Source organism: Streptomyces mexicanus, from assembly GCF_902506575.1.
GTDB classification, from domain to species: domain Bacteria; phylum Actinomycetota; class Actinomycetes; order Streptomycetales; family Streptomycetaceae; genus Streptomyces; species Streptomyces mexicanus.
Map to the genome: position 1 here is coordinate 6,908,613 of NZ_LR732544.1, position 12,232 is coordinate 6,920,844.

Below are 12,232 nucleotides of genomic sequence, written 5' to 3' on the forward strand. Positions count from 1 at the left end.
CCGTGACCGTTTCCCTGCATGAGGCACAGCCCGCCGGCCGGCACGCGGCCCTCCCCGAGGGCGGCCTGTTCCGGCGGGTCTACGCACCGCGCGCCTGCGACGCGCTCGCCTATTCCATGGCGACGTACGCCATGCCGCTCGTCGTGCTGGCCGCCACCGGCTCCGCGTCCCTGACGGGCCTGGCCTTCGCGCTGGAATGGGTGCCCCGCGTGGCCGCCTTCGGCTTCGCCGGCACCCTGGTCGACCGCAGCGGCGCGGCCATCGTGTGCTTCCTCGCCTCCCTCGCACGCGCCCTGGTGGTGGCGGGCGCCGGCGCGGCCCTCCTCCTGGTCCCGCCGGGCACCGCCGAAACCGTCCTCGTCATGGCACTGGCGGCCGTGACCGGAGCCCTGACACAGTTCAGCTTCATCGCCAACGAGGCGGTCGGCGCCATCATCAGCCGCCGCACCGACGGGCCCACCCACAAGGTGCAGTCGGTGCTGATCGGCATCGACCAGACAGCCACCCTCGCCGGCCCGGCTCTGGGCGGTGCGCTCCTGCTCACCGGCCCGACGTGGATGCTGGCCTGCTTGAGCCTGCTCTCCTTCCTCTCCGCCGGACTGGCCCTGCAGACCCCCTCGACCCCCCTGCGCGGCACCCGCCACAGCCGGCGAGGACCGGGTGGCGGTCTGCGCGAAGGCTGGCAGACGCTGCGCTCCCTGCCCTCCCTGCGGCGGCTGGTCGCCGGACTGGCCTGCTCCAACCTCATGCTGGGCCTGCTGCAGTCGTCCGGCCCCGTCGTCATCGAGGGTCGCTTCGGCCGGTCCGCGGCCGCTGCCGGCGCGCTGTGGTCCATCGCCGCCGCCGTCACGTTGGCCGCGATCCCCTGCTTCCGAGCGGGCCTCGACCGCCTCGGCCTGTGGGGCGTCGGCGTCATCAGCGCGATCCTCGCGGCAGCCGCCTGCCTCGCCGTGCCCCAAGCCGCCTCCTACGCCGGCTACGTGGCCCTGGTGTCCCTGTTCATGGCCGCCGACGGCGGACTCACCATCGTGCTGCGCACCCTGCGCTCCCAGGTCATCCCGCCCGCGGCCTTCGGCGCGACCCTCTCCCTGACCGTCCTCCTGCTGTTGCTGCCCTTCCCCCTCGCAGGCGTCCTGCTCGCCCTCACCCCGGAGCCCCACCTCGCCGACACCCTGCGGGCGTCGGCCGTGCTGCAGGCACTGACCCTGCTCGTCACCTTCGCACGGCTGCGCAACGACCCGGCTGTGAAGAAGACCGCGAGACAGGCAGGGAGCGACCGGACAGGCCGTTAGGGCGTTGTTCGAAAGTCCCGTCCGGCCCGCGACGCCTGGCCCGGCACCTCGCTGCGTTGTCGGGGTCGTCCGCGTACGCCCGGCGCGGACGGCCCTCCGCCTTGCGATGCTCCCCCCACTGCCTGAACGGCGTGGGAGATACCCCCACCACCAGACGCCGCCGGCCCCGCCCTCCGGGCGGACGACGTTGCTTTCGCACTGTGCGTGCGGCGCGGCACGCGGCACCGCGGAGCGGGGGGGCGACGTGCTCGGGTGAGCCTGTGTGCGCCCTGCACGCGCCCCCTGCCGTGCGAGAAGAATGCGCCGTGCCGGCGGGCCGGCGGCGCATCGCTGCCTGCCCGCCGCCCGGACCTCCCCCGAGGAAAGGTCGGTCGCCGTGCGCTTGCGTCTGCCCACGTCCGTGTCCGAGGCTCAGCGGTGCCTGGCCGAAGGAGCCGTCCCCGTGGGTGGGGCCACCCTGGTGTGGGCCACCTGGCAGCGGGACGGCTTCCCCGACCAGGCGGTGTCGGTGCGCGAGGGGCCCGAGGCCAACGTCCTGGGCCCGCAAGAGCTGGGTGCGGCGGTGGTGCTGCACCGCATCGACGCGCGCGTGCCGGAGGTGCTGCGCCGGGCGGCCGGCGCCGTGGGCACCGGGGCGGTGCGCCGGGCCGCGACCGTCGGCGGCAACCTCGTCGGCAGCGCACTGCGCTGCCTGCTGCCCGCGGCCCTCGTTCTGGACGCCCGCGCGAGCGTGCTGGGGCCCGACGGCGTCCACGACACCGACCTGGCGGAGGTGGTGGCCAAGCGGCCGGTGCTGCTGAGCCTGCGCCGGCGCGCTCCGGTGGCCAGCGCCTACCGCAAACTGCCCGGTGACCCCGGTGGCCCGCCGCCCCTCGTGGTCGCCTCGGCCCTGCACGCCGAGGACGCGGGGACGGCGCGGCTGCGGGTCGCCGTCCGCGACGGCTACGACGTGCTCAGCGAGAGCGTCGTCTGCGGCACCGACGCCCGCCCGGCCCTGGACGCGCTGCGCGCCACCGCGCTCGGCGACGCCCCTGCCGCCGCCTGGCAGATCGTCGGCGACCAGGTCACGCAATTGCTGAGCCGCCCCGCCGGCCGCTGAGGCGGACGGCGGGACGGCTCACACCCCGGCGCACGTCCCCGCGTGAGGCGTGCCGCGGCCGTCGGCGGCACGAGCCGTGGCTGCAGGACCGTGCGTCCCGCGGCTGCCGGGCCGTGTGTGCCAGCGGCTACCGGACGACGGTGATCCGGTCGGCGGCCGTGGGCGTGTACGGCGCGGCGGCGGAGGAGTGCGCCGTGAGGTAGTCGACCAGCGCGGCCAGGTCGTCGCCGCCGACCAGCTGGTCGGTGCCGTTCGCCAGCTCGGTGAAGCCGTCACCGCCGCCGGCCAGGAACGAGTTCATCGCCACCCGGTAGGTGCCCGCCGGGTCCAGGGGCGCGCCGTTCAGCCGGACCGAGTCCGCGACCACGCGGTCCGCGCCCGACCTGCTCAGGTCCAGGGTGTACGTCAGGCCCTCGGAGATCTGCAGGAACTTCGGCACGGCCGCGTTGGGGCCGCTGACCTGCTGGCGCAGCACCGTCAGCAGCTGGGCGCCGGTGAGGGTCTTGACGTTGACGGTGTTGCTGAACGGCTGCACTGCGAAGCCCTCGCCGTAGGTGACGACGCCGTCGCCCTCACCGCCGGAGGCGGCGTACACCAGGTCGGCGCGGATGCCGCCGGGGTTCATCAGGGCGAGGTCGGTGCCGCTGTCCAGGCTCCGGGCGTGCGCCAGCTGGGCGTCCGCGATCAGGTCGCCCAGCGGTGACTCGGCGGTGTTGTCGCCCGTGCGCGGGACGTCCCCGGAGAGGTAGCCGACCGGCTTGTTCGCCACCGGGTCGGCCAGCGTGCGCCAGTGGTCGATGAGGCGGGTCAGGTCCGCCGCCTTCGGCTGGGTGCGGTCCACGACGTGGTTGGTGCCCTTGACCGAGGCGCGCACGATGTCGTGCGTGCGCCAGTCGTACTTCATGTCCAGCTCGGTGAAGAGCCGGCCGTAGGACGCCGCGCTGGTCACCAGGCGGGGCCGGCCCGCGGGGTCGGGGATCGTGCACACGTAGGCGTTGTGGGTGTGCGCGGTGACGAGGGTGTCGACCTCCGGGGACACCTTCTGGGCGATGTCCACGATCGGCCCGCTCAGCCCGGAGCCGCTGCCGCCGGCGTCGCAGTCGTAGTTGTACGCCGACGAGGTGGGATAGCCGCCCTCGTGGACGAGCGCGACGATCGCGTGCACGCCCTGGCGCTGCAGCACCTTGGTGTACTTGTTGATCGTCTCCGCCTCGTCGAGGAACTTCAGGCCCTTGACGCCCGCGGCCGAGACGATGTCCGGGGTGCCCTCCAGGGTCACGCCGATGAAGCCGACCTTCACGCCCTTGACGTTCTTGACGGCGTAGGGCGGCAGCAGCGTCCTGCCGGTCTTCTCGTCGACGACGTTGGCCGACAGGATCGGGTAGTCGGCGCCGGTGAAGGTGCGGCCGGGTTCGTAGCAGCCGTCCACGGGGTGGCAGCCGCCCCTCTGCAGGCGCAGCAGCTCGTCCTTGCCCTCGTCGAACTCGTGGTTGCCCACGCTGGTGACGTCCAGCCCGAGCTTGTTCATCGCCTCGACGGTCGGCTCGTCGTGGAACAGCCCGGACAGCAGCGGACTGGCGCCGACGATGTCGCCGGCGGCGACCGTCAGCGTACGCGCGTGGCCCTTGCGGGCGGTGCGCAGACTGCTCGCCAGGTACTCCGCGCCGCCGGCGTCGACGGACTTCGTGCTGCCGTCGGGCTCCTGCTCGGTGACCCGGCCGGAGGATCCGGCGGGCGGCTCCAGATTGCCGTGGAAGTCGTTGAGCGCCAGCAGCTGCAGGTCGGTGGTGCGGTCCGGGTGACCGCCGGGGCGGGCCTGGGCGGGACCGGCGGTGGCGAGCTGGCCGAGGCCGGCGAAGGCGGCGAGCGCGGCGGCCGAGGCGAACACCGAGGTGACGGCTCTTCGGTGGGCCCGGCGGCGTGGGCGGTTGGGCGACATGCTCCCCCTTGACGTGAGCGGATCGGCCGTTGACGTGAGCGGATCACGAACGGGCGGTGTGCGCAGCAGCCTAGGGTTGACGCGCGTAGTTGTCAGGAGCTTTGCGATGAGCAGCGGGTGGCGTGCGCGGGACGTGTGCGCCCGTCACCCGGGGGCGCGGCTGCCCCGGGGGAGCGGCGGCCGGGTGCGGCCGGCGGCGCGGGGCCGTCACTCCGTGGGGCCGCTCCCGCCGCCCCTGCACCGCGCCGATCCCCCTTCTACCCTACCGCGGTCCCAATCCCGTGCTCAGCCGCTCCTCGCGCTCCGCCTCCGCCCCCGTCGCCCGTCCCGCGACCGTGGCACGCCCGGGCAGCGCCTCCCGCCCCCCGGTGCTCCGGCCGCGATCCGGCCTGCGGCCCGCGTCTCGTGCGGCGGGGTTCCCCTGCCGGCGGCGGCGAGGTTCCTGCGTCCGTGCCGGCGAGGTTCCTACGTCGGTGTAGGCCGAGCGGCGCCGAGAAGGTAGCGTGCGTAGCGCGCCGTGGCGAACGTTCTCGGCCGCGCGCCTTACGGGCATACCGCAGAATGGATGACGTAGGTGCGCCCGAGCGCGATCGGGCGCGGACGTCGACGCGGTCCACGGGTCCGCTCCGTCCGCCCCGCCGCCTTCAGGCCGGCGCACCCGGAAGACGGCGTAGGAGAGAAGCGATACCTGTGAGCGCAGCGAGCACGCGAAGCCGCACCCCCGACCGCCTGTGCGCAGAGGCCGTCGACCTCGCCCGCGCCGCAGCCGAGGAGACGGCCGCGCCGGGCGTGGTCGGCGAGCACGTGGGCCTGGTCTCCGAGGGTGACCGCGTCGTCACGCACTTCTTCGAGTGCAAGGACCCGGGGTACCGGGGCTGGCGGTGGGCCGTGACGGTCGCCCGCGCCTCCCGCGCCAAGATCGTCACCCTGGACGAGGCCGTCCTGCTGCCCGGCCCGGACGCGCTGCTGGCGCCCGAGTGGGTGCCGTGGAGCGAGCGCCTGCGCCCCGGCGACCTGGGCCCCGGCGACCTGCTGCCCACCGACGCGGAGGACCTGCGGCTGGAGCCCGGCTTCTCCGGCGAGGACGAGCCGGCGCCGAACTCCGCCGTCTCCGAGGAGATGGCCGAGCTGGCGGAGGCCGAGGACGCCGACGTCACCGCCGGCCCGCCGCGCAACCTGCCCACCACCCCCTCCCGCGGCTCCATCGCGGCCGTCGCCGAGGAACTGGGCATGCGCCGCGCGCGGGTGCTCTCCCGCTACGGCCTGCATGTGGCCGCCGACCGCTGGGAGGAGGCGTTCGGCGCGAAGACCCCGATGGCGCAGGCCGCCCCGGCGTCCTGCGTGACCTGCGGCTTCCTGGTGCCGATCGGCGGCTCGCTGGGCCAGGCCTTCGGCGTGTGCGCCAACGAGTTCTCCCCGGCCGACGGGCGCGTGGTCTCCCTGGCGTACGGCTGCGGCGGCCACTCCGAGGCCGCGGTCATGCCCAAGCCCCCGCAGCCGGCCCCGCCGGTCATCGACGAGACCCGCGTGGACCCCTTCCCGCTCCGCCCGGCCCGCGACTCCGGCTCCGTCCCGGACATCTCGGACGAGGAGTCGGCGGAACTGGGGCACTCCTAGGACGCGCAGGGGGCCGGGTTCGGCCCGCGAGAGGTGAGTTCTCGCGTACGCGGCCGGGGGCCGACGGCTCGCCCGGCGGATACGCTGCGGCGGCATGACGCGTTCATGGAAGCTGCCGGGGCTGTTCGTGGTCTGCGGGTCGGTCGTGGCCGCGGGGGCGGCCCTCGGGGGGAGCCCGGCCGTGGCCGCGGCGGAGCTGGTGGCGTTCGTGCTGCTCGCGGGGCTGCACTCGCCGCTGGTCTTCCCGAGGCCGACCGGGGCGCTGGAAGCGCAGCGCCGCAGTGCGGCCGACGGGCGGATCGTCGTCTACTGGCGGCCGGGCTGCAGGTACTGTCTGCGGCTGCGTCTCCGGCTGGGGCGCAGCGCCCGGCGGCTGTACTGGGTCGACATCTGGCGGGACCCGGACGGGGCGGCGGCGGTGCGGGCGGTCAACGGCGGCGATGAGACCGTGCCGACGGTCGTCGTGGCGGGCCGGCCGCACACCAACCCCGATCCCGTGTGGGTGTGCCGGCAGCTCGCCTCGTCCGCGTGAGGAGCGCGCCCCCGCGGCGCGGTACCTTCGGTGCACCTTCGTGAGGAGAATGAACGACGTGAGCATGTTGGTGCAGCCGTCCGCCGGAGGCGATCCGTTCGGGACCGCGCGTCTGCGACGCGGTGTGCTGGACGCCTGGGCCACCAGCCCGGCCCGGTTCCGGGAGGACGCCAACGCCGAGGAGGATCTGGTCCTCGGCGGCTACCGGGACCGGCTCGTCGTGGAGCTGGCGCAGAACGCCGCGGACGCCGCCGCCCGCGCCGGAGTGCCGGGCCGGCTGCGCCTGACCCTGCGCGACGGCGTGCTGCTCGCCGCGAACACCGGCGCCCCGCTGGACGCGGCCGGCGTGGAGTCGCTGTCCACGCTGCGCGCCTCCGCCAAGCGGGACACCGCCGGGACGGCCGCGCCCTCCGTGGGCCGGTTCGGCGTCGGCTTCGCCGCCGTGCTCGCCGTCACCGACGAGCCCGCGGTGGTCGGCCGGCACGGCGGGGTGCGCTGGTCCCTGGCCGAGGCCCGTGACCTGGCCGAGGAGACCGCCCGGAACAGCCCCGGCCTGGGCGACGAGATCCGCCGCCGCGACGGGCACGTACCGCTGCTGCGGCTGCCGTTCGCCGCCGAGGGCACCGCCCCCGACCCGTACGACACCGTCGTCATCCTGCCGCTGCGCGACACCGCCGCCGCGGACCTGGCCGAACGGCTCCTGCGGGCCGTGGACGACGCCCTGCTGCTGGCCCTGCCCGGCCTGGCGGAGGTCGTGGTCGAGATCGGTGACGAGACGCCGCGCACCCTCAGCCGCCGCAGGGACGGCGCGTTCACCGTCGTGGAGGACTCGCTCCCCCACTCCGGCCTCCGCGAGAGCGGGGGGACCCCCATCGGCATCACCCACTGGCGGACCGCCTCCGCGCACGGCCCGCTCACCCCCGACCTGCTCGCCGACCGGCCGGTGGAGGAGCGGCTGCGCCCGCAGTGGTCGGTCACCTGGGCGGTGCCCGTGGACGCCTACGGCAACCCGGTGCGCCCCCGCACCAGCCCCGTCCTGCACGCCCCGACGCCCAGCGACGAACCGCTCGGCGTCCCCGCGCTGCTGATCGCCTCCTTCCCGCTGGACAGCACCCGCCGGCACGTCGCACCCGGCGCGCTCACCGACTTCCTGGTACAGCGCGCCGCCGACGCCTACGCCGGGCTGCTCGCCGACTGGCGGCCCGTCGCCGAGGGCGTCATCGACCTCGTGCCCGGCCCGCTCGGCAAGGGGGAACTGGACGGCGCGCTGCGGCAGGCGATCCTCCAGCGGCTGCCGCGCACCTCCTTCCTGCCGCCCGCCGTGCCGCCCAAGGCGCACGACGCCGACCTGCCCGAGTCGCTGCGCCCGCGCGACGCGGAGGTGGTGGAGGGCGCGGGCGCCGAGACCGTGCGGGTGCTGGCCGAGGTGCTGCCGACGCTGCTGCCCGCCGGGCTGGAACGGCGCGTGGAGCTGCGCACGCTGGGCGTGGCCCGGCTGCCGCTGGCCGACGCCATCGACCGGCTGGCCGGACTGGAGAAGGCCCCCGAGTGGTGGCGGCGGCTGTACGACAGCCTCGCGGGCGTCGACCCCGACCGGCTGTCCGGGCTGCCGGTGCCGCTGGCCGACGGCCGGACGACCCTCGGGCCGCGCCAGGTGCTGCTGCCCGCCGCCGATGCCGCGCCGGTCGACCCCGAGGTGCTGGCCCGGCTCGGGCTGAAGGTGGCCCACCCGGACGCCGCCCACCCGGTGCTGGAGAAACTCGGCGCCCTGCCCGCCACCCCGCGCGCGGTGCTCACCACCCCGCAGGTGCGGGCCGCGGTCGCCGCCTCCCTGGACGAGGATTCCGGCGGCTGGGACGAGGACACCCCGGACGCGGAGGAACTCGCCGAGACCGTCCTCGCGCTGGTGAGGGAGGCCGGCCTGGAACCCGGCGACGAACCCTGGCTCGGCGCGCTCGCCCTGCCCGACGAGGACGGCGAACTCGCCCCGGCGGCCGAACTGGTCTTCCCCGGCGGCCCGTTCGCCTCCGTGATGCGCGCGGGCGAACTGCCCTGCGTGGACGCCGAACTGGCCGAGAAATGGGGCGAGCAGCCGCTGGCCGCCTGCGGCGTCCTGGTGGACTTCGCCCTCGTCCGCGCCACGGACGTCGTCCTCGACCCCGACGAACTGGAGCCCCGCGACGGGGACTACCCCGAGTCCGACGACCCCGGCCTGCTGGACGCGGTCGACGTGTGGTGCGAGGACGTCCTCGACCGGTTCCCGGACACGCCCGTCCCGCCGGTCGCCACCGAGATCGTCGCGGTGCGCGACCTGGACCTCGTCGACGACGACCAGTGGCCCCGGGCGCTGGCGCTGCTGTCCCGGCCGCCGCTGCGCGACGCGCTCACCCAGCCAGTGCGGATCCTGCTGCCCGACGGCACCCACGAGACCGTACGGCCCTACACCGCGTGGTGGCTGCGCGGGCACCCCGTGCTCGGCGGGCGCCGCCCGGCCGGCCTGCGCGCCACCGGCTCCGACCCGCTGCTGCGCGGCCTGTACGACGAGGCCGACGCCACCGGCTTCGACGACGAGCAGGTGCTGCGCGCGCTCGGCGTGCGCACCTCCGTCGCCGCGCTGCTCCAGGAGCCGGGCGGCGCCGCCGAACTCCTCGACCGCCTCGCCGACCCCGACCGCCCGGTCACCGCGGCCCAACTGCACGCCCTGTACGGCGCGCTGGCCGAGCTGGACCCGGAGCAGGTGACCCTGCCCGAGGAGCTGCGGGCCGTGGTCGACGGACGGGTGGAGGTCGTGGACGCCGCCGACGCCGTGGTGTGCGACTCCCCGGACCTGCTGCCGTTCACCGAGGGTGTGCCGCTGCTGCCGGTACGGCCCGCGCTGGCGGCCGAGCTGGCGGAGCTGTTCCAGGTGCGGCGGCTGAGCGAGTCCGTCACCGGGTCCGTGGACTCCGAGGGCACCGAGCACGACGTGCCCGAGCCGGTGCGGGTGCTGCTCGGGCCGCGCACCCCCGCCACGTACGTCGAGCACGAGGAACTCGTCGTCGACGGCACCGAACTGGACTGGCGGCTCACCGACGACGGCGTGCTGCACGCCGCCACCCTGGAGGGCGTGGCCGCGGGCCTGGCCTGGGCGGCCGGGCAGTGGCCGCGCCGCTTCGAGGTGGCCGCACTGCTGGAGGACCCCTCCCGCACGGAGGAACTGGCCCGCGACCGCTGGTTCGACTGAGCGGCGACGGCTGGTTCGACCGGGGCGCGGTCGCTACACCGGACAGCGGCGGCCGACCCACCTCCACAGCGCCTCCAGGACGGCCGCCGCCGCCACCGCCACCCCCACCGCCAGCCACGGCATCGCCGTGCCCACCAGCTTCAAGGCGAAGAAGTCCTGCAGCCGGGGCACGGCCAGCACGCACAGGAACGCCACCGCCATCGCGGCCACCAGCGCCAGGCGCCACCACGTGTAGGGGCGGGCGATGATCGCCAGCACCCAGAGGGAGACCAGGAACAGCGTGAGCGTCGCCGCGCTGGTCTCGGCGTCCAGCGCGCCCGGCCCGGTGTAGTGGCCGCGCGCGGCCAGGTACACGGCGAAGGTGGCCGCGGCGGCCACCACCCCGCCCGGCACCGCGTACCGCATCACCCGCCGCACGAAGTGCGGCCGGGCCCGCTCACGGTTCGGGGCGAGCGCCAGGAAGAACGCCGGGACGCCGATGGTCAGCGTGGACAGCAGCGTCAGGTGCCGGGGCAGGAACGGGTAGTCCACCTGCGCGCACACCACCAGCACCGCCAGCAGCACCGAGTAGACGGTCTTCACCAGGAACAGGGTCGCAACCCGCGTGATGTTGCCGATCACCCGGCGCCCCTCGGCCACCACCGACGGCAGCACCGCGAAACTGTTGTCCAGCAACACGATCTGCGCCACCGCCCGGGTGGCCTCCGCACCGGAGCCCATCGCCACCCCGATGTCGGCGTCCTTCAGCGCCAGGACGTCGTTCACCCCGTCCCCGGTCATCGCGACCGTGTGCCCGCGCCACCGCAGCGCGCCCACCATCTCCCGCTTCTGCTGCGGGGTGACCCGCCCGAACACGGTCGCCCCGTCCAGCTCGCGGGCCATGCCCTCCCGGTCGGCGGGCAGCCGGCGCGCGTCGACGGCCCCGCCCCGCAGACCGACCTTGGCGGCCACCGCCCCGACGGAGACCGCGTTGTCCCCCGAGACCACCTTGGCGCGCACGTCCTGCTCGGCGAAGAAGCGCAGGGTGTCGGCGGCGTCCGGCCGCAGCCGCTGCTCCAGGACGACCAGGGCGGCGGGCACCACCGACCGGGCCACCTCCGGATCGTCCAGGTCGCGCCGCGCGCGGGCGAGCAGCAGGACGCGCATCCCTCGCTCGTTGAGCCGTACGGTCTCGGCGAGGGCGGGCGCGTCGGCGGGCAGCAGCACGTCGGGGGCGCCCAGCAGCCACGTACTGGACTCGCCGTCGTCCTCGATGAAACTGCCGCCGCTGTACTTGCGGGCGGAGGAGAACGGCAGCGACTCCACGCAGCGCCACTCCTCGCTGTCCGGGCAGGCGTCGATGATCGCCTGCAGGGAGGCGTTGGGGCGCGGGTCGGACTCGCCGAGGGCGCCCAGGGCCTTGCGGACGTGACGCTCGTCGCTGCCGTCGAGCATCCGCACCTCGGTGACCTGCATGCCGCCCTCGGTGAGGGTGCCGGTCTTGTCCAGGCAGACGGTGTCCACGCGGGCCAGGCCCTCGATGGCGGGCAGCTCCTGCACCAGGCACTGCTTGCGGCCCAGGCGGATCACGCCGATCGCGAAGGCGACGGAGGTCAGCAGGACCAGCCCCTCCGGGACCATGGGGACGATGCCGCCGACGGTGCGCGCCAGCGAGTCCTTCACGTCGGTGTCCTTGACCAGGAGCTGGCTGACGACCAGGGCGATCGCCGTCGGCACCATCATCCACGTGACGTACTTGAGGATGGTGGAGATGCCGGTGCGCAGCTCGGAGTGGACCAGGGTGAAACGGGAGGCCTCCTCCGCGAGCTGGGCGGCGTAGGCCTCACGGCCGACCCGGGTGGCCTGGAAGGCGCCGCCGCCCGCGACGACGAAACTGCCGGACAGCATGGGGTCGCCGGGCCGCTTGACGACGGGATCGGCCTCGCCGGTGAGCAGCGACTCGTCGATCTCCAGGCCGTCGGCCTCCACACAGGTGCCGTCCACGACGACCTTGTCGCCCGGGCCGATCTCGATCACGTCGTCCAGGACGATGTCGGACGTGGAGATCGCGGTCGCGGTGCCGTCGCGGCGGACCGTGGGGCGGGCCTCGCCGATCACGGCGAGCGCGTCCAGGGTCTGCTTGGCCCGCCACTCCTGGATGATGCCGATACCGGTGTTGGCGAGGATCACGAACCCGAAGAGGCTGTCCTGGATCGGCGCGACGCACAGCATGATCAGCCACAGGACGCCGATGATCGCGTTGAAGCGGGTGAGGACGTTCGCGCGGACGATGTCGGCGAGGGAGCGGCTGCTGCGGACGGGTACGTCGTTGACCTCACCGCGTGCGACCCGTTCGGCGACCTCGGCCCACGTCAGGCCCGTCGCCGGCGTCACCTGCGTGGCCCGCGCCGGCGGAACGGGCACCGGATGCACCGGGTCCAGCTCCGCGTCCGCGTCGGTATGGGTCATGCAATCGACGGTACGTGCGGACGGGCGGGTTCACCCGTTGAGCGGGGCGCCGCGCCGGGCGGGGCGCCCCGCTCAACGGGTG

Annotated in this window: 7 protein-coding genes; 5 read left to right on the top strand and 2 right to left on the bottom strand. The window is 75.0% G+C overall.

Annotation, left to right across the window (positions count from 1 at the left end; translation table 11 throughout):
• The first annotated feature begins 2 nt into the window (after window positions 1-2).
• Both GV126_RS30860 and GV126_RS30865 read left to right on the top strand, forming a co-directional pair.
• Window positions 3-1,292 carry an MFS transporter gene (locus GV126_RS30860; RefSeq protein WP_159672799.1) on the top strand — a complete coding sequence of 430 codons (1,290 nt, stop codon included), beginning with the start codon at window positions 3-5 and terminating at the stop codon, window positions 1,290-1,292.
• Between the two features lie 376 nt (window positions 1,293-1,668).
• Window positions 1,669-2,391: an FAD binding domain-containing protein gene (locus tag GV126_RS30865; RefSeq protein WP_159672801.1), complete on the top strand. Its 723-nt coding sequence runs from the start codon at window positions 1,669-1,671 to the stop codon at window positions 2,389-2,391.
• A 127-nt stretch (window positions 2,392-2,518) separates the two neighbouring features.
• On the opposite strand, the gene GV126_RS30870 is transcribed toward GV126_RS30865, so the two are convergent.
• Complete coding sequence (locus GV126_RS30870; RefSeq protein WP_159672803.1) at window positions 2,519-4,330, bottom strand: bifunctional metallophosphatase/5'-nucleotidase; 1,812 nt, start codon at window positions 4,328-4,330, stop codon at window positions 2,519-2,521.
• Window positions 4,331-5,020: 690 nt separating this feature from the next.
• On the opposite strand from GV126_RS30870, the gene GV126_RS30875 reads away from it, so the two are divergent.
• The 3 genes from GV126_RS30875 to GV126_RS30885 all read left to right on the top strand — a co-directional run bounded on the left by GV126_RS30875 (window position 5,021) and on the right by GV126_RS30885 (window position 9,702).
• Window positions 5,021-5,947, top strand: a complete 927-nt coding sequence (locus tag GV126_RS30875) for a DUF3027 domain-containing protein (RefSeq protein WP_159672805.1) — start codon at window positions 5,021-5,023, stop codon at window positions 5,945-5,947.
• Window positions 5,948-6,041: 94 nt separating this feature from the next.
• Window positions 6,042-6,479: a glutaredoxin domain-containing protein gene (locus GV126_RS30880; protein ID WP_159672807.1), complete on the top strand. Its 438-nt coding sequence runs from the start codon at window positions 6,042-6,044 to the stop codon at window positions 6,477-6,479.
• 58 nt (window positions 6,480-6,537) lie between these two features.
• Window positions 6,538-9,702: a sacsin N-terminal ATP-binding-like domain-containing protein gene (locus GV126_RS30885; RefSeq protein ID WP_159672809.1), complete on the top strand. Its 3,165-nt coding sequence runs from the start codon at window positions 6,538-6,540 to the stop codon at window positions 9,700-9,702.
• Between the two features lie 33 nt (window positions 9,703-9,735).
• Here the strand turns inward: GV126_RS30885 and GV126_RS30890 are convergent, their stop codons facing one another.
• Complete coding sequence (locus tag GV126_RS30890) at window positions 9,736-12,150, bottom strand: HAD-IC family P-type ATPase (protein WP_159672811.1); 2,415 nt, start codon at window positions 12,148-12,150, stop codon at window positions 9,736-9,738.
• Window positions 12,151-12,232: the final 82 nt, after the last annotated feature.